General features: G+C 70.7%; 21 protein-coding genes. 15 read left to right on the top strand and 6 right to left on the bottom strand.

All coding sequences use genetic code 11. The features are described 5' to 3' along the window. Nucleotides 1–139: 139 nt before the first annotated feature. Entirely contained in the window at nucleotides 140–3,679 is a 3,540-nt protein-coding gene (gene dnaE, locus ACZ7M3_RS18015; protein WP_472064351.1) for a DNA polymerase III subunit alpha, read from the top strand. Between the two features lie 103 nt (nucleotides 3,680–3,782). Here the strand turns inward: dnaE and ACZ7M3_RS18010 are convergent, their stop codons facing one another. Beyond that, nucleotides 3,783–3,959 carry a hypothetical protein gene (locus ACZ7M3_RS18010; RefSeq protein WP_167552113.1) on the bottom strand — a complete coding sequence of 59 codons (177 nt, stop codon included), beginning with the start codon at nucleotides 3,957–3,959 and terminating at the stop codon, nucleotides 3,783–3,785. A 234-nt stretch (nucleotides 3,960–4,193) separates the two neighbouring features. Here ACZ7M3_RS18010 and ACZ7M3_RS18005 point away from each other — a divergent pair, with 234 nt between their 5' ends. The 4 genes from ACZ7M3_RS18005 to ACZ7M3_RS17990 all read left to right on the top strand — a co-directional run bounded on the left by ACZ7M3_RS18005 (nucleotide 4,194) and on the right by ACZ7M3_RS17990 (nucleotide 8,286). Next, the gene (locus ACZ7M3_RS18005; protein WP_472064348.1) at nucleotides 4,194–5,411 is read left to right on the top strand and encodes an NYN domain-containing protein; all 1,218 of its coding nucleotides are present in this window, start codon (nucleotides 4,194–4,196) and stop codon (nucleotides 5,409–5,411) included. A 167-nt stretch (nucleotides 5,412–5,578) separates the two neighbouring features. Then, on the top strand, nucleotides 5,579–6,601 hold the full coding sequence (locus tag ACZ7M3_RS18000) for an ABC transporter ATP-binding protein (RefSeq protein WP_177323972.1): 1,023 nt from the start codon (nucleotides 5,579–5,581) through the stop codon (nucleotides 6,599–6,601). 163 nt (nucleotides 6,602–6,764) lie between these two features. Further along, a complete protein-coding gene (locus ACZ7M3_RS17995; protein WP_472064346.1) occupies nucleotides 6,765–7,586 on the top strand; it encodes an ABC transporter permease in 822 nt (273 codons plus the stop codon). Nucleotides 7,587–7,620: 34 nt separating this feature from the next. Next, complete coding sequence (locus ACZ7M3_RS17990; protein WP_472064344.1) at nucleotides 7,621–8,286, top strand: AAA family ATPase; 666 nt, start codon at nucleotides 7,621–7,623, stop codon at nucleotides 8,284–8,286. A 438-nt stretch (nucleotides 8,287–8,724) separates the two neighbouring features. Here the strand turns inward: ACZ7M3_RS17990 and ybaK are convergent, their stop codons facing one another. The 4 genes from ybaK to ACZ7M3_RS17970 form a co-directional block, all read right to left on the bottom strand. Then, nucleotides 8,725–9,228: a Cys-tRNA(Pro) deacylase gene (gene ybaK, locus ACZ7M3_RS17985; protein WP_054231469.1), complete on the bottom strand. Its 504-nt coding sequence runs from the start codon at nucleotides 9,226–9,228 to the stop codon at nucleotides 8,725–8,727. A gap of 13 nt (nucleotides 9,229–9,241) precedes the next feature. Then, a complete protein-coding gene (locus tag ACZ7M3_RS17980; protein ID WP_472064341.1) occupies nucleotides 9,242–9,982 on the bottom strand; it encodes an LON peptidase substrate-binding domain-containing protein in 741 nt (246 codons plus the stop codon). An 11-nt stretch (nucleotides 9,983–9,993) separates the two neighbouring features. Then, nucleotides 9,994–11,013 carry a hypothetical protein gene (locus tag ACZ7M3_RS17975; protein WP_472064580.1) on the bottom strand — a complete coding sequence of 340 codons (1,020 nt, stop codon included), beginning with the start codon at nucleotides 11,011–11,013 and terminating at the stop codon, nucleotides 9,994–9,996. Nucleotides 11,014–11,198: 185 nt separating this feature from the next. After that, nucleotides 11,199–12,776: an oxidoreductase gene (locus ACZ7M3_RS17970; protein ID WP_472064339.1), complete on the bottom strand. Its 1,578-nt coding sequence runs from the start codon at nucleotides 12,774–12,776 to the stop codon at nucleotides 11,199–11,201. Between the two features lie 192 nt (nucleotides 12,777–12,968). On the opposite strand from ACZ7M3_RS17970, the gene hisD reads away from it, so the two are divergent. The 10 genes from hisD (at nucleotide 12,969) to ACZ7M3_RS17920 (ending at nucleotide 20,672) form a co-directional block, all read left to right on the top strand. After that, entirely contained in the window at nucleotides 12,969–14,291 is a 1,323-nt protein-coding gene (gene hisD / locus ACZ7M3_RS17965) for a histidinol dehydrogenase (RefSeq protein WP_472064337.1), read from the top strand. Further along, the gene (locus ACZ7M3_RS17960; protein ID WP_355309443.1) at nucleotides 14,288–15,403 is read left to right on the top strand and encodes a histidinol-phosphate transaminase; all 1,116 of its coding nucleotides are present in this window, start codon (nucleotides 14,288–14,290) and stop codon (nucleotides 15,401–15,403) included. The genes hisD and ACZ7M3_RS17960 overlap by 4 nt, the downstream gene beginning before the upstream one ends. Next, complete coding sequence (gene hisB / locus ACZ7M3_RS17955) at nucleotides 15,400–15,993, top strand: imidazoleglycerol-phosphate dehydratase HisB (protein WP_472064335.1); 594 nt, start codon at nucleotides 15,400–15,402, stop codon at nucleotides 15,991–15,993. The genes ACZ7M3_RS17960 and hisB overlap by 4 nt, the downstream gene beginning before the upstream one ends. A 4-nt stretch (nucleotides 15,994–15,997) precedes the next feature. Next, nucleotides 15,998–16,162 (top strand): hypothetical protein, encoded by a 165-nt coding sequence (locus tag ACZ7M3_RS17950; protein ID WP_165854115.1) that lies wholly within the window; start codon nucleotides 15,998–16,000, stop codon nucleotides 16,160–16,162. Continuing rightward, nucleotides 16,153–16,800 carry an imidazole glycerol phosphate synthase subunit HisH gene (hisH, locus tag ACZ7M3_RS17945; RefSeq protein WP_180293960.1) on the top strand — a complete coding sequence of 216 codons (648 nt, stop codon included), beginning with the start codon at nucleotides 16,153–16,155 and terminating at the stop codon, nucleotides 16,798–16,800. Before ACZ7M3_RS17950 ends, hisH begins: the two co-directional genes overlap by 10 nt. Then, entirely contained in the window at nucleotides 16,797–17,522 is a 726-nt protein-coding gene (gene priA, locus ACZ7M3_RS17940) for a bifunctional 1-(5-phosphoribosyl)-5-((5-phosphoribosylamino)methylideneamino)imidazole-4-carboxamide isomerase/phosphoribosylanthranilate isomerase PriA (protein WP_067363806.1), read from the top strand. The genes hisH and priA overlap by 4 nt, the downstream gene beginning before the upstream one ends. Then, the gene (locus tag ACZ7M3_RS17935; protein ID WP_067363809.1) at nucleotides 17,519–17,932 is read left to right on the top strand and encodes a RidA family protein; all 414 of its coding nucleotides are present in this window, start codon (nucleotides 17,519–17,521) and stop codon (nucleotides 17,930–17,932) included. Before priA ends, ACZ7M3_RS17935 begins: the two co-directional genes overlap by 4 nt. Continuing rightward, entirely contained in the window at nucleotides 17,929–18,684 is a 756-nt protein-coding gene (gene hisF, locus ACZ7M3_RS17930; RefSeq protein WP_355309441.1) for an imidazole glycerol phosphate synthase subunit HisF, read from the top strand. The genes ACZ7M3_RS17935 and hisF overlap by 4 nt, the downstream gene beginning before the upstream one ends. A gap of 135 nt (nucleotides 18,685–18,819) precedes the next feature. After that, the gene (locus ACZ7M3_RS17925; protein WP_099940880.1) at nucleotides 18,820–19,410 is read left to right on the top strand and encodes an ArsR/SmtB family transcription factor; all 591 of its coding nucleotides are present in this window, start codon (nucleotides 18,820–18,822) and stop codon (nucleotides 19,408–19,410) included. A gap of 14 nt (nucleotides 19,411–19,424) precedes the next feature. After that, entirely contained in the window at nucleotides 19,425–20,672 is a 1,248-nt protein-coding gene (locus tag ACZ7M3_RS17920) for an MFS transporter (protein WP_472064331.1), read from the top strand. Between the two features lie 9 nt (nucleotides 20,673–20,681). On the opposite strand, the gene ACZ7M3_RS17915 is transcribed toward ACZ7M3_RS17920, so the two are convergent. Next, complete coding sequence (locus ACZ7M3_RS17915; protein WP_060902101.1) at nucleotides 20,682–21,317, bottom strand: TIGR03085 family metal-binding protein; 636 nt, start codon at nucleotides 21,315–21,317, stop codon at nucleotides 20,682–20,684. Nucleotides 21,318–21,340 lie beyond the last annotated feature (23 nt).

The following is a 21,340-nucleotide window of genomic DNA, read 5'->3' as shown; positions in this document are numbered from 1 at the left end:
CACCCGACCACCGCCCCTCATTGAGGCGCTTCGCGCCCAGTGTTCGTCTCCAGTGTCAGTGGCGCGTCATAGACTTCGACGCTGTCCCCCCAGACTGTCCGCAGCCTGTCGACGATTGTTCTTCTTGGAGGCCGAAGCCGTGTCAAAGCCGCCGTTCACGCACCTGCACGTCCATACCCAGTACTCGCTGCTGGACGGTGCCGCGCGGCTCAAGGACATGTTCAACGCCTGCAATGAGATGGGCATGACGCACATCGCCATGAGTGACCATGGCAACCTTCACGGGGCCTACGACTTCTTCCATACGGCGAAGAAGGCGGGCGTCACACCGATCATCGGCATCGAGGCGTACGTCGCCCCCGAGTCCCGGCGCAACAAGCGCAAGATCCAGTGGGGCCAGCCGCACCAGAAGCGCGACGACGTGTCCGGTTCGGGTGGTTACACGCACAAGACGATCTGGGCGGCGAACCGGACCGGCCTGCACAACCTCTTCAAGCTCTCCTCGGACGCGTACGCCGAGGGCTGGCTCCAGAAGTGGCCCCGGATGGACAAGGAGACCATCTCCCAGTGGTCCGAGGGGCTCATCGCCTCCACCGGCTGCCCCTCGGGCGAGCTGCAGACCCGGCTGCGCCTCGGCCAGGAGGAAGAGGCCTTGAAGGCGGCCGCCGAGTACCAGGACATCTTCGGCAAGGACCGCTACTTCCTGGAGCTGATGGACCACGGCATCGAGATCGAGCGCCGGGTCCGTGACGGACTCCTGGAGATCGGCAAGAAGCTCGGCATCCCGCCCCTGGTGACGAACGACTCGCACTACACGTACGCGCACGAGGCGACCGCCCACGACGCCCTGCTGTGCATCCAGACCGGCAAGAACCTCTCCGACCCGGACCGCTTCCGCTTCGACGGCACCGGCTACTACCTGAAGTCGACGGACGAGATGTACGCCGTGGACTCCTCGGACGCCTGGCAGGAGGGGTGCCGCAACACCCTCCTGGTCGCTGAGCAGATCGACACGACCGGCATGTTCGAGGCGAAGAACCTCATGCCGAAATTCGACATCCCCGAGGGGTTCACCGAGGTCACCTGGTTCAAGGAGGAGGTGCGCCTCGGCATGGAGCGCCGCTTCCCGGGCGGCGTCCCCGAGGACCGCCAGAAGCAGGTCGAGTACGAGATGGACGTCATCATCCAGATGGGGTTCCCGGGGTACTTCCTCGTCGTCGCCGACTTCATCATGTGGGCCAAGAAGCAGGGCATCGCCGTGGGCCCGGGCCGTGGCTCGGCGGCCGGTTCGATCGTCGCGTACGCCATGGGCATCACCGACCTCGACCCGATCCCGCACGGTCTGATCTTCGAGCGGTTCCTGAACCCCGAGCGCGTCTCCATGCCCGACGTCGACATCGACTTCGACGAGCGCAGGCGCGTCGAAGTGATCAGGTACGTGACCGAGAAGTACGGCGCCGACAAGGTCGCCATGATCGGCACCTACGGCAAGATCAAGGCGAAGAACGCCATCAAGGACTCCGCGCGCGTCCTGGGCTACCCGTACGCCATGGGCGACCGCCTCACCAAGGCGATGCCCGCCGACGTCCTCGGCAAGGGCATCGACCTCAGCGGCATCACCGACTCCTCGCACCCGCGCTACAGCGAGGCCGGCGAGATCCGCGCGATGTACGAGAACGAGCCGGACGTGAAGAAGGTCATCGACACCGCCAAGGGCGTCGAGGGCCTGGTCCGGCAGATGGGCGTGCACGCCGCCGGCGTCATCATGTCCAGCGAGCCCATCGTCGACCACGCCCCGGTCTGGGTGCGGCACACCGACGGCGTGACCATCACGCAGTGGGACTACCCGCAGTGCGAGTCGCTCGGCCTGCTGAAGATGGACTTCCTCGGCCTGCGCAACCTGACGATCATGGACGACGCCGTCAAGATGGTGAAGTCCAACAAGGGCGTCGACCTCGACCTGCTGGCCCTCCCGCTCGACGATCCGAAGACCTTCGAACTGCTCCAGCGCGGCGAGACCCTCGGCGTCTTCCAGTTCGACGGCGGCCCCATGCGCTCGCTGCTGCGCCTGATGAAGCCCGACAACTTCGAAGACATCTCCGCCGTCTCGGCGCTCTACCGTCCCGGCCCGATGGGCATGGACTCGCACACGAACTACGCGCTCCGCAAGAACAAGCTGCAGGAGATCACGCCGATCCACAAGGAGCTCGAAGAGCCCCTCGAAGAGGTCCTGGCGGTCACCTACGGCCTGATCGTGTACCAGGAGCAGGTGCAGAAGGCCGCCCAGATCATCGCCGGGTACTCGCTCGGCGAGGCCGACATCCTCCGCCGGGTCATGGGTAAGAAGAAGCCCGACGAGCTGGCGAAGAACTTCACCATCTTCCAGGCCGGCGCCAAGAAGAACGGCTACAGCGACGAGGCGATCCAGGGCCTGTGGGACGTGCTGGTGCCCTTCGCCGGCTACGCCTTCAACAAGGCGCACTCGGCCGCGTACGGACTGGTCTCGTACTGGACCGCCTACCTGAAGGCGAACTACCCGGCCGAGTACATGGCGGGTCTGCTCACCTCGGTCAAGGACGACAAGGACAAGTCCGCGATCTATCTGAACGAGTGCCGGCGCATGGGCATCAAGGTGCTGCCGCCCAACGTCAACGAGTCGGAGCAGAACTTCGCCGCGCAGGGCGACGACGTGATCCTCTTCGGCCTCTCCGCCGTCCGCAACGTCGGCACGAACGTCGTCGAGTCGATCATCAAGAGCCGCAAGGCCAAGGGGAAGTACGCCTCCTTCCCGGACTACCTCGACAAGGTCGAGGCCGTCGCCTGCAACAAGCGCACCACGGAGTCGCTGATCAAGGCGGGCGCGTTCGACACCATGGGGCACACCCGCAAGGGCCTCACCGCGCAGTTCGAGCCGATGATCGACAACGTGGTGCAGGTCAAGCGCAAGGAGGCCGAGGGCCAGTTCGACCTCTTCGGGGGCATGGGTGACGAGGACACCAGCGAGCCCGGCTTCGGACTCGACGTGGAGTTCACCACCGACGAATGGGACAAGGCCTATCTGCTCGCCCAGGAGCGGGAGATGCTCGGTCTGTACGTCTCCGACCACCCGCTCTTCGGCCTGGAGCACGTGCTGTCCGACAAGGCCGACGCGGGCATCTCCCAGCTCACCGGAGGCGAGCACGCGGACGGCGCGGTCGTCACCATCGGCGGCATCATCTCGGGCCTCCAGCGCAAGATGACCAAGCAGGGCAACGCCTGGGCGATCGCCACGGTGGAGGACCTGGCCGGTTCCATCGAGTGCATGTTCTTCCCGGCGACGTACCAGCTGGTGTCGACCCAACTCGTCGAGGACGCGGTCGTCTTCGTCAAGGGCCGCCTCGACAAGCGCGAGGACGTGCCGCGGCTGGTCGCGATGGAGCTTCAGGTCCCCGACCTGTCGAACGCGGGCACCAACGCACCCGTGATCCTCACGATCCCGGCGCTGAAGGTCACCCCGCCGATGGTGAGCCGCCTCGGCGAGATCCTCAGCCACCACAAGGGCGAGAGCGAGGTGCGCATCAGGCTCCAGGGCCCGCGCAAGACCACCGTGCTGCGGCTCGACCGGCACCGGGTGAAGCCGGATCCGGCGCTGTTCGGTGACTTGAAGGTGCTGCTGGGCCCGTCCTGCCTCGCGGGCTGACGGGATCAGCCGACAGGATCAGATGATGTACGCGAGGGGCGTATCCGTTGCCGGATGCGCCCCTCGGTGTGTGCCTGGGCTTCAACAGCCCTTACGCGTGGCCTCAGTTGTGGCCGAAGCGCTTCTGGTGCTTGCGGGCGACGTCCGCGGGGCTGCCCTGCGCCTGCGACATCGGCGTGTGAGCCTCCGTCGAGGACCGCTGCGCCTGCTCCTGCGCACGCTCGGCCTGCGAGGAGCGGTCCTGCTGGCCGCCCTGCTTGCGGTTCTTGTTCTTGGCCATGGTGATTGCCTCCTGTGGGGCCCTAGGGGTCAGGGCCGGATCCAGATTCACATTCACATAGCCTGACAAGCAGTGCATTTCGGAGAATTACCGTGCGTAATAAGCCCTGTCGGAGCGTTATCCCCCGATTCGCCACGCCGAAGATCGAGTTCGGGCCGTTAACCTCCGCGCCGTCGGGCAGACTCGAAGGAAGCCCGAAGCAAACCTCCCGGAACCGGAAAGAGGGTGGACCGCGTGGACCGCTGCATCGTCCTGGTGGACGCCGGGTATCTGCTCGGGGCTGCTGCCAGTCTCCTCGCCGGGGAGCCTTCGCGATCCCGGATCACCGTCGATCACGCTGCCCTCATCCAGGGCCTGCGCGAGCGCGCCGAGTCCGACACGGAGCGGCCCCTGCTGCGCATCTACTGGTTCGACGGCGCACCCGACCGCGTACCGCAACCGGAGCACCGCCGGCTGCGCGTGATGCCACGGGTCACGGTGCGCCTCGGCGCGCTGACCCGCAGCGACGGGCGGTGGGCGCAGAAGGGCGTCGACGCCGCCATGCATGCCGAGCTGACCGAGCTGGCCCGCAACCGCGCCTGCTCCGACGTGGTCCTGGTGACCGGCGACGGGGACCTGCTGCCGGGCATGATGGCCGCCAAGGAGCACGGCGTCGCCGTACACCTGTGGGCCGTGCAGGCCGCGGACGGCGACTACAACCAGTCCGAGGACCTGGTCGCCGAGGCCGACGAGCGCCGGGTGCTGGACCGGGCGTGGATCACCAAGGCCGTACGGGCCAAGGACCTCGGCGGGATCTGCGCGCCGCAGCCCGTGCCGCGCCCCGAGATCGCCGCGATCCTCTCCGCGCCGCTGCCCGACGCGTCACTCGCCGGTGCGGCCGAGCGGCCCTCCGAGACCGCGGAGCACAGCCCCGCCGCCGAGTCGCAGAACGGGTCCGAGGAGCGGGTTCCCGCCCCCAAGGGCGTGCCCACGCCGAAGGACCTCGCCGCACTGCGCGCACCGGGCGTCCAGGCCCCCCAGCACCCCGCGAGCGCGACGCTGCGGTGGTCCTCCGACAAGGGGTGGATCGAGCGCCCCGGGGGCGCCACGGAGTCCACGGAGGCCGCCGCGCTGCCCACGCTCGCCCAGCTCACCTCCGCCGAGCAGCGCTGGGCCGACCGCGAGGAGGACATCACCACGGTCGGCGGCGATCCGTACGAGGTGGGGCAGGTCTTCGCGCGCCGCTGGATGGAGCGGCTCACCGACCCGAGCCATCTGCAGAAGCTGTCCACGATGTACCCGCGGGTACCGCACCGCGTGGACGGCGAGCTGCTGCGTTACGCGGCGCGCTTCGGACTGCTCGCCCACAAGGACGACCAGATCGATGAGCACGACCGGTACGCGATCAGGGCCGGGTTCTGGCGGGAGATCGATGTGCGTACGGCGGCGGAGCATGCCCCTGCCGGGGAGTGAGCTCGGGGAGCGGTCGGCCCCCGGGTGCCCTGCTCGGGTGCGGGTGGGTGGGGGCGCTTCTCCGGCGCGCCGGACCATTGAGACCCGGTCCAGGACGGCTCGTGGACCGGCTGAGGCGAGGGCCCCGGGCGCATAACGGGGCATCGGACCCCGTAGGCTCGTCCCTCGTGAGTACGCGCACGGCACAGGCAGTCCGGAACGGGCACAGGGGCGATGTCGTGTGCTCGGTGCGCGCGCTGACCAAGACCTACCCGGCCGTCCGCGGACGCCGTGGCAGCCCCGGTACGCCCGAGGTGCGCGCCACCGACGGGGTACGGCTGGACATCAGGCGCGGCGAGATCTTCGGCCTGCTCGGGCCGAACGGCGCCGGGAAGTCCACCCTCGTACGCCAGCTGACCGGGCTCATGCGCCCCGACAGCGGCAGCGTCGAGATCCTCGGGCACGACATCGTGCGTCACCCCGAGCGGGCGGCGCGCATCCTCGCCTACCTCGGGCAGGAGTCCACCGCCCTCGACGAGCTGACCGTGTCGCTGGCCGCGGAGACGACCGGGCGGCTGCGCGGGCTCGAACTGCGCGAGGCGCGGGCGGAGCGGGATGCCGTGCTCGACGAGCTGGGCCTCACCCCGATCGCCTCCCGCCCTCTGAAGAAGCTGTCCGGCGGACAGCGGCGGCTGGCCTGCTTCGCCGCCGCGCTGGTCGGGCAGCGGCCGCTGCTCGTCCTCGACGAGCCGACCACCGGCATGGACCCCGTGGCCCGGCGGGCCGTGTGGTCCGCCGTCGACCGGCGCCGGGCCGAGCACGGCGCCACCGTGCTGCTGGTCACCCACAACGTCATCGAGGCCGAGACCGTCCTCGACCGGGTCGCCGTCCTCGACCGGGGCCGCGTCATCGCCTGCGACACGCCGGCCGGGCTGAAGGAGCGGGTCGCGGGCGAGGTGCGGGTCGAACTCGTCTGGCGCGAGAGCGCCCCGCTGGACGTGCCCGAGGTCGCCGCGCTGCGCGCCCGGGCGGTCGAGTCGGGCCGCCGCTGGACCCTGCGGCTCGCCCCGGAGGAGGCCCGCGCGGCCGTCGCCACGGTCACCGGAGGCGCCGCGTTCGCCGCGCTCGACGACTTCACACTGGCCACGCCGAGCCTGGAGGACGTGTACCTCGCGCTCGGCGGCAATGCGCAGGGGTTGGTGAAGGCGTGAGCGCGCGGGGTCTGGAATCCGTAGGGGAGTCTGTACGGACAGGGGAGTCTGTACGGACGGGGAGGGGCGTCGTGGGTGTGGCAAGCGGCGTGGGAATCGACGTGGCAATGGGCGTCGGAAACAGGGACAGGACGGCTGCCGGAGTGAAGAGGAGCAGCTCGACGTGAGTGTCGTACCCGCTGAGGTGCTGCAGGGCAGTGCGCTGTCCGTGGCCGAGGACGCCGTTGACGCCGTCGAACTCGGGCCGCGGGCGCGGCTGTGGCCCTCCCTCGCCGCCATGTACCGGGCCCAGCTCTCCCGCGCGCGCGTGGCGCGGATTCCGCTGCTGTTCGTGGCCACGGTCCAGTCCGTCGGCATCATGGTCATGATGCGTGGCGTGGTGGACGGCGGGGGCGAGGCCCGGTCCATCGTGGCCGGGGCGTCGGTCCTGGTCGTCGCCTTCGTCGGGCTCAACCTGCTGGCGCAGTACTTCGGACAGTTGCGGGCCGGCGGCGGGCTCGACCACTACGCGACCCTGCCGGTGCCGCCGGCCGCGGTCGTGCTCGGTGCCGCGGGCGCGTACGCCTCCTTCACCGTGCCCGGGACCGTGGTCACCGCCGTCGTCGGCTGTGTCCTCTTCGGGCTGCCGATGGCGCATCTGTGGGTGCTCGTCGCGGTGATCCCGCTCGCGGGCGCCGCGCTCGCCGGGCTCGGGGCGGCGCTCGGACTGCTTGCGCCTCGGCCCGAACTCGCCACGCTGCTCGGGCAGTTGGGGATGTCGGCGGCGCTATTGCTCGGGGTGCTGCCGGCGGACCGGCTGCCTACGGTGGTGCAGTACGCCCGGGATCTGCTGCCCTCCACCTACGGCGTCGAGGCCTTCGCGCGGAGCTTCGGGGCGCACCCCGACTGGGCCTTCGTCGTCGGTGACCTCGCCGTCTGCGCGGGCGTGGGGGTGGCCTCGCTGGCGGTGGCGACCTGGGCGTACCGCCGGGCGGCCGTCCGGTGACGCGGCTGACAGCCGGGCCTGGCACGATGTGAGTGTGACCGCACCGCTGACTCCGCCTCCGCCGCCGCATCAACCGCCCTCCGACGACGCCCACGCCTGGCAGGCTCCGCCCGCCGGGGGCGTCTCGGGGACCGTCGGGTACGAACCGGACGGGCCCGGGATGAAGACCGAAGTGCTGGAGGCCGCCGTCGTCACGGTGGCGGTGGCGCTCGCGGGTGTGCTGCTCGGTGTGCTGTGGTGGTGGCTGGCGCCGCATGTGCCGCTGATCGCGGACGACAGCGCGGTGTATCTGAAGGACACCGAGGGTGAGCAGGCCGTCGGGGTCGACGGGACATTTACGCTGCTCGCGCTGGCGTTCGGTGCGGTCAGTGCGGTGGTGGTGTTTCTGGTGCGACGGCGTGGGGGTGTGCCGCTCGTCGTCGCGCTGGCGGTGGGGGGTCTGCTCGGGTCGCTGCTCGCCTGGCGGATCGGGATCTGGCTCGGGCCGACGCAGAACGTGGTCGCCCATGCCAAGGCTGTGGGCAAGGGGGTGACGTTCTCCGCGCCGTTGAAGCTCGGGGCGAAGGGGGCGTTGCTGGCGTGGTCCCTGGCGGGGCTGGTGGTTCATCTCGGCCTGACCGCGTTGTTCGGTCCCCGGGACCCGGATCCCTACGCGAGCCCGTACGGGGCTCCGACCCCGCCGCAGCCTCCGACGGTCTGAACCGGGGGGCACGAGCGGCTTTTCCTCGCCCCCGCCGCCCCTACCCGTCCCATCCCAGGGGCTCTGCCCCTCACCCCTGCTGGGGGCTGCGCCCCCAGACCCCCCTGTCGGCCTGAACGGCCTCGTCCTCAAACGCCGGACGGGCTGAGAGAAGTGGCCCGGCCGGGGTGGGTGGGGCATCGGGCTCCCCGGCCTCGTCCTCAGACGGCGGACGGGCCGGAGATGCGGGGCGGAGCCCCGCCCCAGGGGCGCGGGGAACTGCGCGCTCAGCCCCCGCCGGCCGTCAGTCGACGGACATACCCCAGGGGGCCGGGCGCATAGGTCATGGAGGTCGGTGGCCGTGGTTCGAGCGGCCCTTCTTCGTGCGCCACTTGCGTTTGCGGGTTCGTTTCGACATGCCTCTCGTGCTTAACGCAGGACGACGCATCCGTCGAGGGGTCACGCACGGGCGACCGGCGCGGACACCGCTTCCGTGAGGTGCGCCAGGTCGTCGGGGGCGAGCTCCACCTCGAGCCCCCGGCGGCCGGCCGAGACGCAGATCGTGGCGTGGTGGTGGGCCGAGGCGTCCAGGACCGTACGGAGTCTCTTGCGCTGGCCCAGGGGGGAGATGCCGCCGCGGACATAGCCCGTGGTGCGCTCCGCGGCCGCCGGGTCGGCCATGGCGGCGCGCTTGCCGCCCACCGCCGTGGCCAGCGCCTTCAGGTCCAGGGAGCCCGCGACGGGGACCACGGCGACCACGAGGGAGCCGTCCACGTCCGCGACCAGGGTCTTGAAGACGCGGTCGGGGGAGACGCCCATCGCCTCGGCGGCCTCCTCGCCGTAGGAGGGGTGCGCGGGGTCGTGCTCGTAGGCGTGGACCGTGTACGCGACGCCCGCCGCCGTCAGGGCCACCGTCGCGGGCGTTCCCCCGGACTGCTGCTGCTTCTTCGACTTCTTCGCCAAGGTGTCGAGGCCTTCAGTTGAGACTTGTCGGGTTGCGCGTCAGTTCCGCCGCCGGCAACGACGGCAGATTACGGATGATGGCGGTCTCGGCGCGCAGGAGTTTCAGCTCTTCGTGGAGGCGGGTGGCCGTGTCGGGGGCCTGGAGCAGCTTCTGCTTGGCCGGGATGTCGAGCATCACGGCGGCCGCCACCAGGTAGGAGACCACCGCCGGGTCGTCCGGCAGGTCCGCGCCGGTGGACAGGGAGCGCTCGCGGGCGCCCGCCAGCCGCTTCTGGTACTGCCGGAAGGCCCGCAGGACGCCCTCGGCGAGCGCGCCCGCCTCCTCGCCGGGTTCCTCCGGAAGTTCCTCCAGTTCGGCCGTCAGGAACGGGCCGGAGGCGTCCACCGACAGGAGCCGTACTCGTGTGGTGCCGGTGGCCAGTACCTCGAAACTGCCGTCGGCGCGCTCCCGGATGGTGGCCGCGTCCGCGACGCAGCCCATCTCGTGGAAGGCCTTGAGCGGGTCGTCGCCGAACCCGGCCGTGGGACCGCGTTGCGGCAGCGCCGTCTGGTCCGGCATGCCGGGTGCGGTGTGCGCGACCTCGTGGCCGTCGCGGATGGCGACGACGGCGAACCGGCGCGGTTCGTCCTCGGGCGTCTTCAGCAGTTCGCCCATCATGGCGCGATAGCGCTCCTCGAAAATGTTCAGGGGAAGCACGAGCCCCGGGAACAGTACGGAGTTCAGGGGGAAGAGCGGGAGCCGAACGGTGGTCACGACGCGAAAGCCTAATGGTCGCCGGAGGGAGCACGTCCGCCGTGCTCACTCCGTGGATGGAGGGGGATGGTCGAGGCGACCTCCAGGCGGACTCCGTCGCGCAGTTCCAGGAACTGGCCCAGCGGGTCGTCGGAGACCCGGTCCCAGGGGAACGAGGTCGCGTACGGGCCGATCAGACGGAGCTGGTCCAGGGCGTCCTGCCAGCGCTCCAGCCTGATCAGGACGTAGGTGAGGAGGTTGCGCACCTCCGCGGGCCACGGGTCGGCGGGCGCGTATGACGCCGAGACCGCGATCGCGAGGTCGGCGGCCTCGTCGAGCCGCTCACGCGGGATCACGGCCCGGCCGCCCTCGGTCAGATAGGCGAAGGCCGCGCGCACCGGAAGCGCCTGTACGAGTGAGCCGGGCAGCGCGTCCTGCGCGGCCCGCTCGGCGAAGTCGAAGCACTCGCGGTGCGAGCCGTACCAGGCGGCCGACAGGTACTTCAGGGCGGCCACATGGCAGCCGTAGTGGTGCGGGGAGCGGCGTACGGCCTCGGTCCACAGCTTCTCGAACTCGGTGTGCCCGGCGTTGGTGCCACGGGCGTGGTCGAGCGCGATCCGCCAGGGCACCGGGTCGCGCGGGTCGCCCTCGGCGGCGGCGGCGATCAGCGGGCCGACCTCACGCAGCAGCTCGGCGCGGGCGGGCGAATCCCACCAGCGGCGCACCGCGAGCTCGGCCTTGACCAGGAGCGCGTCCGGGTCGTGCGGGGACTCGCTCTGCCAGGACTGGAGCCATTCGTCGCGGGTGCGGGCGAAGGCGGCGAGGCGCCTGGCGTACCGGTCGCGGTTCTCCCACTCGGCGGCCTCGCGGGTGGCGGCGAGCAGTTTGGCCGCGATGTCGTACTCACCGCGGGCCGCCGCGACGAGGGCCGGGGCGAGCCGTTCGTCCGGGGCGTCCAGCAGTACCTCGTCGTCGGCGGGCAGTCCGGCGGCGAGGCGCGAAGTGTTCTTGACCATCCGGGCCGTACGGATGAACGCGCGCAGCAGTGCCATGGTGTCGACCATTGAAAGCCGCAGGTCGGAGCTGTACCAGAGGGTGCGCGGTGACACTTTCGTAACCCTCGTTTGGTTGTATGTCAGATGGTCAAGGGTGAGTAAAAAGTGACTGTTGTTCTACTATTGAACACCTGTCAACAGGATGGCCGGATGCTGCCCCATCAGTCCCCCCACCAGGCCCCTCAGCTGCGGCGCAGCAGCCGCGTCGCCCCCGCCGCCACCGTCGTCGCCAGGATCCAGCCCAGGAGGATCACCACCGCGGCCAGCCACTGCCAGGCGCCACGCAGCTGCCAGACGTCCACCTGGCCGAGGTCGATCACCGGCAGCAGCAGGTCGAGGGCGAACAGCGCGGCGTTCCACGGCGGATGCCCGCCATTGACCGGGGTGTGGGTCGCGTGCGAGAAGGCGATCGAGGACATCGCCCACAGCACCGCCATCCACAGGGCGGCCCGGCCGGGCCGGTACCCGTAGGCGACCGTCCAGTCCTGCGCGTACCCCCACAGCTTGGCCGCGAGCGGCAGGGTCTCGCGGCGGCGGCGCTGCTTGGCGAGCAGCACCTCGCGCGCGTCCTCGTCCTCGCCGGAGTCGCGCAGCACGGTGGCCAGCCGCTCGTACGGCTCCGGGCTGTACTCCGCGGTCGCCGCCGCCACCCACTCCAGGCGCCGGGTCAGCGGGAAGCCGCCCTGCGGTACGAGGTTCTCGTAGCTGAAGCCGCCCATGTGGAGGTTGCCCGGGCCCGGCCAGCTGTCCGCCCGGTCGACGAGATTGACGATCCGCGCGCCCGACAGGACCACCTTGCCCCGCTCGGGATGCTCCCCGAGGAAGCGCAGCTCGGGCGTCTGCACCCGCAGCAGGGACAGCTCCTGGTCGTCGTCGAAGCTGAAACGGGCCCGCTCGAAGTCGAGGGCGTCCCCGAACCGTCCGTCGTCGAGGCGGATCCCGCCCTGGCACTCGAAGCGCTGCACCAGCGTCCCGCGCGCCGGGGTGGTGCCGCTGGTCAGCAGGGGATTGCCGAGGCCCGCCGGGGTCATGTAGAGCGTGCGGTTGACGGTCAGCTGGGGAGCGTTCAGGGCGAGCCGGGAGTACGGGTTGTTCAACTTGCTGCCGCGCAGGCTGAGCGAGACACCGACGGTGGCGCCGCGCAGGCTCAGCTCGCCGTGCGACTCCAGCATCTCGGCCTGCAGGTCCTGCCCCACGGTCATGCCGTCGCCGGTGAGCGAGCGGCCGCGCCGGTCCCGGTAGACCACGGCCTGGTTGAGCAGCAGATCCGTACCGATGTGCGCGTCGGTCAGCCGCACCCCGTTGTGGAAGCGGCAGCGGGGCAGATGCAGATCGCCCTCGGTGTGCACCCGGGCCGCCTCCAGGCGCGGCACCGAGCAGTTGACCAGACGTACGGTCGTGAAGTGCGCCTCCGGCAGCAGGATCTCCTTCTCGAACCGGCAGCCCTTCAGCTCGACGTACGGCACCACCGTGCCGCCCGCGAGGTCGAGGACGTCCGTGATCTGCACGCCGGTCAGCTTCAGGGAGGCGACCCGGCCCTGGAGGGCGGGCGGCCCGTCGAGCAGCAGCCATGCCACGATCCGGGCCCGGACACTGCGCTCGGGCCCCCAGGGATGGCCGCCGTGCGGATCGTCCACGGTGATGTCCCCGCTGCGCAGGTCGTACACGCTGCCGTTGCGGAAGGCCTGCCACATCCCGGCCTCGGCGGCGGTCAACTCGTCCGGCAGGTCCCCACCGCGGACGCCGGCACCCTCGGTCACGTCACGTCCCTCCCTCCCCAGCTACTCGCGGGTTTCGTACAGCCGTTCATGCCCGCTGTGTGACGGGCCGAACGCTATTGGTGACGGAGATCTCCAGGGGAAGCCTGGGACGGCTTGTATCAGCCATTGATACGGGCGTCCGGCGCCTCATCGCCGTCTGAGAGAATTGGGACCGTGCTGCAATCTCTTCGTATGGCCCGAATCGATCTGCGCGGCGACGCCCTCCCCGAGGGCTCCGCCCTGCGCGACCTGCTGCCCCGAGCCGACTTCGACGTATCGGCCGCCCTGGAGAAGGTGCGTCCGATCTGCGAGGCCGTGCATCATCGTGGCGACGCGGCGCTGATCGACTACGCGGAGAAATTCGACGGGGTGCGGCTCGAATCCGTACGGGTTCCGGCCCGGGCCCTCGCCGAGGCCCTGGAACAGCTCGACCCGGCCGTGCGCGCGGCTCTGGAGGAGTCCATCCGCCGCGCCCGCCTGGTCCACCGCGAGCAGCGCCGCGCCGCGCACACCACCCAGGTCGTGCCGGGCGGCTCGGTCACCGAGAAGTGGGTGCCGGTCGAACGCGTCGGCCTGTACGCGCCCGGTGGACGCTCGGTCTACCCCTCATCCGTGATCATGAACGCGGTTCCGGCGCAGGAGGCCGGAGTCGCCTCCATGGCGCTCGCCTCCCCGCCGCAAAAGGAGTTCGGGGGGCTCCCGCACCCCACGATCCTCGCCGCCTGCGCCCTCCTCGGCATCGACGAGGTGTACGCGGTCGGCGGCGCCCAGGCCGTCGCGATGTTCGCGCACGGCACCGAGTCCTGCCCGCCCGCCAACATGGTCACCGGTCCCGGCAACATCTGGGTCGCCGCCGCCAAGCGCTACTTCACGGGCAAGATCGGCATCGACACCGAGGCCGGTCCCACCGAGATCGCGATCCTCGCGGACGAGACCGCCGACCCGGTGCACGTGGCCTCCGACCTGATCAGCCAGGCCGAGCACGACCCGCTCGCCGCCGCCGTCCTCGTCACGGACTCCGTCGAGCTGGCGGAAGCGGTCGAGAAGGAGCTGGAGCCGCAGGTCGCGGCCACCAAGCACATCGAGGACCGGATCGTCCCCGCGCTCAGCGGCAGGCAGTCCGCGATCGTCCTCGTCGACGGCGTGGACGAGGGCCTGCGGGTCGTCGACGCGTACGGCGCCGAGCACCTGGAGATCCAGACGGCGGACGCTGCCGCCGTCGCCGACCGGGTGAAGAACGCGGGCGCGATCTTCGTCGGCGCCTGGGCGCCGGTGTCGCTGGGCGACTACTGCGCGGGATCCAACCACGTGCTGCCCACCGGCGGCTGCGCCTGCCACTCCTCGGGGCTGAGCGTCCAGTCCTTCCTGCGCGGGATCCACATCGTGGACTACACGCGCGACGCCCTCGCCGAGGTGGCGCACCACGTGGTGACGCTCGCGGAGGCGGAGGACCTGCCGGCCCACGGGGCGGCGATCAAGGCCCGTTTCGGGTGGAAGGTTCCAGAGAGCAAGTGACCGGTATCGACGATCTTCCCGTACGGGACGAGCTGCGCGGCAAGTCCCCCTACGGCGCGCCCCAACTCGACGTGCCCGTACGGCTGAACACCAACGAGAACCCGTACCCGCTGCCCGAACCGCTCGTCGAGCGGATCGCCGAGCGGGTCCGCGAGGCCGCCCGCAACCTCAACCGCTACCCCGACCGCGACGCGGTGGAGCTCCGTACGGAGCTGGCCAAGTACCTGACGAGGACCGGCGGGCACCGGGTCGACGTCGAGAACGTCTGGGCGGCCAACGGCTCGAACGAGGTCATCCAGCAGCTGCTGCAGACCTTCGGCGGCCCCGGCCGTACGGCGATCGGCTTCGAGCCCTCGTACTCGATGCACGCGCTCATCGCGCGCGGCACCGGCACGGCCTGGATCTCGGGTCCCCGCGGCGAGGACTTCACGATCGACCGGGCCGCCGCCGAGCGGGCCATCGCCGAGAGCCGCCCGGACGTCGTCTTCATCACCACCCCCAACAACCCCACGGGCAACGCGGTGCCGCGCGAGACGGTCCTCGCGCTGTACGAGGCCGCGCAGGCCGCCAGGCCGTCCATGGTCGTGGTCGACGAGGCGTACATCGAGTTCAGCCACGGCGACTCGCTGCTGCCGCTGATCGAAGGCCGGCCGAATCTCGTCGTGTCGCGGACGATGTCGAAGGCGTTCGGCGCGGCCGGACTGCGCCTCGGCTACCTCGCCGCGCACCCCGCGGTCGTCGACGCGGTCCAGCTCGTACGGCTGCCCTACCACCTGTCTGCCGTCGCGCAGGCCACCGCCCTGGCCGCCCTGGAGCACACCGACACGCTGCTCGGGTACGTCGAGCAGCTGAAGGCCGAGCGGGACCGCCTGGTCGCCGAACTGCGTGCGATCGGGTACGAGGTGACCGAGTCCGACGCGAACTTCGTCCAGTTCGGGCGATTCGACGGCGAGGGTGGCTCCCACGAGGCCTGGCAGAAGATCCTCGACCGGGGCGTCCTGGTCCGGGACAACGGCGTACCGGGATGGCTGCGGGTCTCCGCCGGCACCCCGGCCGAAAACGACGCGTTCCTGGACGCGGTCCGTGAGTTGAAGAAGGAGCAGAGCGCATGAACCGCGTCGGAAGAGTGGAGCGCACGACCAAGGAGACGTCGGTCCTCGTCGAGATCGATCTCGACGGGTCCGGCAAGGTCGAGGTGTCGACGGGCGTCGGCTTCTACGACCACATGCTCGACCAGCTCGGCCGGCACGGTCTGTTCGACCTGACCGTGAAGACCGAGGGAGACCTGCACATCGACTCGCACCACACCATCGAGGACACCGCCCTCGCGCTCGGCGCCGCCTTCAAGCAGGCACTCGGCGACAAGGTGGGCATCTACCGCTTCGGCAACTGCACGGTCCCGCTGGACGAGTCCCTCGCCCAGGTGACCGTCGACCTGTCGGGCCGCCCGTACCTCGTGCACACCGAGCCCGAGAACATGGCGCCGATGATCGGCGAGTACGACACGACGATGACCCGGCACATCCTGGAGTCCTTCGTCGCCCAGGCCCAGATCGCACTGCACGTGCACGTGCCCTACGGGCGCAACGCGCACCACATCGTGGAGTGCCAGTTCAAGGCGCTCGCCCGGGCGCTGCGATACGCCTCCGAGCGCGACCCGCGCGCCGCCGGCATCCTCCCCTCCACGAAGGGCGCGCTGTAAAGCCATGACAGGTCTCAACACCATCCTCATCGTCGTCGGGCTCTTCCTCCTGGGCGGTGTCTACTCCTTCGTCAAGCAGAAGATGCCCGCGAGTCTCATCGTGCTGCTCTCCTTCGGCGCCGCGATGTGTCTGATCGCGGGCGTCATGAGGCTGGAGGTGTGGAATTGACCGCTCCCAAGAAGGTCGTCGTCTTCGATTACGGCTTCGGGAACGTGCGTTCCGCCGAGCGTGCCCTCGCGCGCGCGGGCGCCGAGGTCGAGATCACGCGTGACTTCGACAAGGCCATGAACGCGGACGGGCTGCTGGTGCCCGGCGTCGGCGCCTTCGCCGCCTGCATGAAGGGCCTCAAGGACGCCCGCGGCGACTGGATCATCGGCCGCAGGCTGTCCGGTGGCCGCCCGGTGATGGGCATCTGCGTCGGTATGCAGATCCTCTTCGCGCGCGGCATCGAGCACGGCGTGGAGACCGAGGGCCTCGACGAGTGGCCCGGCACGGTCGAGCCGCTCCAGGCCGACATCGTGCCCCACATGGGCTGGAACACGGTCGAGGCCCCGGCAGGCTCCCGGCTCTTCTCGGGGCTCGACGCCGAGGCGCGCTTCTACTTCGTGCACTCCTACGCCGTCCACGACTGGTCCCTGGAAGTCGGCAACCCGGCGCTGCGCGCCCCCCTGGTGACCTGGTCGACGCACGGCAAGCCCTTCGTGGCGGCCGTCGAGAACGGCCCCCTGTGGGCCACGCAGTTCCACCCCGAGAAGTCCGGCGACGCCGGAGCCCAGCTCCTCACCAACTGGATCGGAACACTGTGAGCAAGCTCGAACTCCTCCCCGCCGTCGACGTCCGCGACGGCCAGGCCGTCCGGCTCGTGCACGGCGAGTCGGGGACGGAAACTTCTTACGGCTCCCCCCTCGAGGCCGCCCTCGCCTGGCAGAGCTCGGGCGCCGAGTGGCTGCACCTCGTCGACCTGGACGCCGCGTTCGGTACCGGCGACAACCGCAAGCTGATCGCCGAGGTCGCCGGCGCCATGGACATCAAGGTCGAGCTGTCCGGCGGCATCCGCGACGACGACACGCTCGCCGCGGCCCTCGCCACCGGCTGCACCCGGGTCAACCTCGGCACCGCCGCCCTGGAGACCCCCGAGTGGGTCGCCAAGGTCATCGCCGAGCACGGCGACAAGATCGCGGTCGGTCTCGACGTACGCGGCACGACGCTGCGCGGCCGCGGCTGGACCCGCGACGGCGGCGACCTCTACGAGACGCTGGAGCGCCTCAACGCCGAGGGCTGCGCGCGCTATGTCGTCACGGACATCGCCAAGGACGGCACGCTGCAGGGCCCGAACCTGGAGCTGCTGCGCAATGTGTGCGCCGCGACGGACCGCCCGGTGGTCGCGTCGGGCGGGGTCTCCTCCCTGGACGACCTGCGCGCCATCGCCGAGCTCGTGCCGCTGGGCGTCGAGGGCTCCATCGTCGGCAAGGCCCTCTACGCCAAGGCGTTCACCCTGGAAGAGGCCCTGGAGGCGGTAGCCAAGTGAGCGACGTACGACGTGTCACGACCGGCGCGCCCTGGGAGGACGCCTTCGGCTACTCCCGCGCGGTGGAGCTGCCGAACGGCCTGGTGCTGGTCGCCGGCTGCACTTCCGTGATCGACGGAGCGATCGTCGACGGCGACCCGTACGAACAGGCGGTCAACTCCTTCAACGCCGCGTTCGCCGCGTTGCAGCAGCTCGGCCTCGGCCGTGACGACGTCGTCCGTACGCGCATGTACATCACCCACGCCCGGGACGTGGAGGAGGTCGGACGCGCCCACAAGGAGCTGTTCGACACCGTGCGTCCCGCCGCGTCCATGATCATCGTCTCCGGCTTCGTGGACTCGCGACTGGTCGTCGAGGTCGAGGTGGAGGCGTTCCGCTCCGGCGGAGAAGACGGAGTGTCCGCAGCATGACCCTGGCCGTACGAGTCATCCCCTGCCTGGACGTGGACAACGGCCGGGTCGTCAAGGGCGTCAACTTCCAGAACCTCCGTGACGCGGGCGACCCCGTCGAGATGGCCAAGGTGTACGACGCCGAGGGCGCCGACGAGCTGACGTTCCTGGACATCACCGCGTCCTCGGGCAACCGCGAGACCACCTACGACGTGGTGCGCCGCACGGCCGAGCAGGTCTTCATCCCGCTCACCGTCGGCGGCGGCGTACGCACCGCCGAGGACGTCGACAAGCTGCTGCGGGCGGGCGCCGACAAGGTCGGGGTCAACACGGCCGCGATCGCCCGGCCCGAGCTCATCCGGGAGATCGCGGAGCGGTTCGGACGGCAGGTGCTGGTGCTGTCGGTGGACGCCAGGCGCACTCCCGGGGGGACCTTCGAGGTCACCACCCACGGCGGGCGCAAGGGCACCGGCATCGACGCGGTCGAGTGGGCCCACCAGGCCGCCGAGCTGGGCGCGGGCGAGATCCTGCTCAACTCGATGGACGCGGACGGCACGAAGGACGGCTACGACATCGAGATGATCGAGGCCGTCCGTCAGCACGTCACCGTGCCGCTCATCGCCAGCGGGGGCGCGGGCCGGCTCGCCGACTTCCCGCCCGCCGTCGCCGCGGGCGCCGACGCGGTGCTCGCCGCGTCCGTCTTCCACTTCGGGGATCTGCGGATCGGCCAGGTGAAGGAGGCGCTGCGGGGGGCGGGGCGCCCCGTGCGCTGACATCGGACGTCGGCCGTGCACACCGTGCGCTGAGCCCCGGTCACCGGGTGGCCGGGGCTCGCTTGTGGACAGATGCGAAAGATAAGTTGCGCAAAATCTGTTGTGCAATTTTTCTTTCGTATTTACGGTGAACTCATGGCAGAAAAGGAGAACCTCCGCCGCATCGCGGACATGGGCACGCTCAAGGCGATAGCCCATCCGCTGCGGATGAAGCTGTACCGGGCCCTGTACGTGGCCAGGACCGCGACCGCGTCCCAGCTGGCCGAGCAGGTGGACGAGGCTCCCTCGCTGGTCAGCTACCACCTGCGCAAGCTCGCCGAGTACGGGCTGATCGAGGAGGCCGAGCCCCGCAGCGAGGACGGCCGCGAGCGCTGGTGGCAGCCCGCCTCGGAGGGCGTGAGCATCCACGACGAGGACTTCCGGGACGCGCCCGAGAAGAGGGCCGCGCATCTGGCGGCCACCCGGCTCTTCCACGAGCAGCGCAGCGACATGTACCGGCGCTACCTCGACGAGCGTCCCGCCTGGGCCCCGGAGTGGAACACCGCCGCTCCGGACAGCGAGTCCCTGCTGCGACTGACGGCGACAGAACTGTCGGAGCTCGGCGCGGAGCTGATCGCTCTCATCAAGAAGTACGACGAGAAGGGCCGCGCCGACGAGGCGGCCGGTGCCACAGAGGGCCGCGAGAACGTGGCGCTGCATGTGTACGGCTTCCCGTTCCGCCCCTGAGAGGACGTACGTCAGTGACCGCGACCGTCATAGGCTCCGCCCGCGCAAACACCGACCGTCCGGCCCACCGCGACGGCAACGTGCTGCGCTGGCTCGGCGCCTACACCTCGTCGATGATCGGCGACAACGTCTACTACCTCGCGCTGTCCTGGGCCGCCGTCCAGGCCGGAACGCCCTCGCAGGCCGGGCTCGTGATGGCCGTGAGCGCCGTGCCGCGGGCCCTGCTGATGCTGGGCGGAGGAGTGGTCGCCGACCGGTTCGGGCCGCGGAAGGTCGTCATCGGCAGCGACGCCGTGCGCTGCGCGGCCGTCCTCGCGGTGGCCGCACTGCTGTTCGCGGCCAGCCCCGGGCTGTGGCTGCTGGCACTGCTCGCCGTCGTCTTCGGCACCGTCGACGCCGTCTTCATGCCCGCCGTGGGCGCACTCCCGGCCCGCGTCACCGGCCACGGGCAGCTCGCCCGCGTCCAGGGCATGCGGGGCCTCGCGATCCGCTTCGCCAATGTCGTCGGGGCGCCGCTCGGCGGCCTCGCCGTGGCGCTGGGCGGCTCGGCGACGGCGTTCGGCCTGGCGGGCCTGCTGATCGCCGTGTCCGTGCCGCTGCTGATCTCCGTACGGATGAGGGAACTGCCCGCCGACGACAAAACTGCGGAGCGCACCGCGTGGCGGGACCTCCGTGACGGCCTCGGCTACATCGGGCGACACCGCGTCCTCGCCCCGCTCATCGCTGCCATCGCCCTCGGTGACTTCGGCTTCGTCGGGCCGCTCAACGTGGGCCTGACCCTGCTGACCGACCAGCGCGGCTGGGGCGCCGCCGGGATGGGCTGGGTGGTCGCCGGGTTCGGGACCGGTGCGGGAGCCGCCGCGCTGTTGCTGACCGTGCGCGGACACCTGCCGCACGCGGGACGTCTGGCCGGGGTGGCGATCCTGGGGGGCTCGGTCGCGATCGGCGCGCTCGCCTACGCACCGAGTGTCGCCGCCGCTGTCGGCGTCGCCCTGCTCGTGGGGCTGCTCGCGGGGCTCAGCGGTGCCTTGTGCGGCGCCTTGCTGCAGACTCACGCGGACCCCGCCTACCTGGGCCGCGTCACCGCCGTCGCGGGCCTCGCCAGCCTCGGTCTCGCCCCGCTGAGCATGCCGGTGGCCGCCGCCGCGATCGGCTGGTGGGGCACCGGACCGGTCTTCGTGGCCAGCGCCGCGGTCTGCGGCCTCGGCGGGGTCCTCGCGCTGTGCGTCCGCGACCTGCGCCGCGCCGAACTGCCCCGCTGAGCAGCGCCCTCAGAGCCCGAGCTGCTTCGTCTCGCTCAGTTTCGCGATCGCGTCCTTGTCGCCCTCCAGCTCCACGTCCGCCGTCTTCTGCCGGCCGAGGGCGAACATCAGCAGCTCCGAGGGCTCGCCGGTCACCGTCACGACCGGGGTGCCCCGGTGGGCGACCGCCGTCTGGCCGTCCGGGCGGCGCAGCACCAGACCGGTCGGGGCGCCACGGCCGGCGAGGCGGGCGGTGCGCTCCAGGCGGGACCACAGGGCGTCCTGGAAGACCGGGTCCAGCGGGCGCGGCGTCCAGTCCGGCTGGGCCCGCCGCACGTCCTCGGTGTGGACGTAGAACTCGACCGTGTTCGACGCCTCGTCGATCTGCTTCAGCGCGAAGGGCGAGAAGCGTGGCGGCCCCGTACGGATCAGCTGGATCAGCTCCTCGTACGGCTTCTCGGCGAACTCCGCCTGCACCCGCTCCAGACGCGGCGCGAGCTGTTTGAGCAGCAGCCCGCCCGCGGCGTCCGCGCGGCGCTCGCGCACCACCACGTGCGCGGCGAGATCACGGGTGTTCCAGCCCTCGCACAGGGTTGGGGCATCCGGTCCCTCGGCCTCCAACAGGTCGGCGAGGAGAAGTCGTTCACGCTTGGCATGGGTCGACATGCCAGCAAGCCTACGACCGCCCC

It is taken from the genome of Streptomyces sp. NPDC111656 (assembly GCF_055656965.1).
Note: the sequence above shows the minus strand (reverse complement) of the source record. Positions and strands in the feature narration are given on the sequence as shown.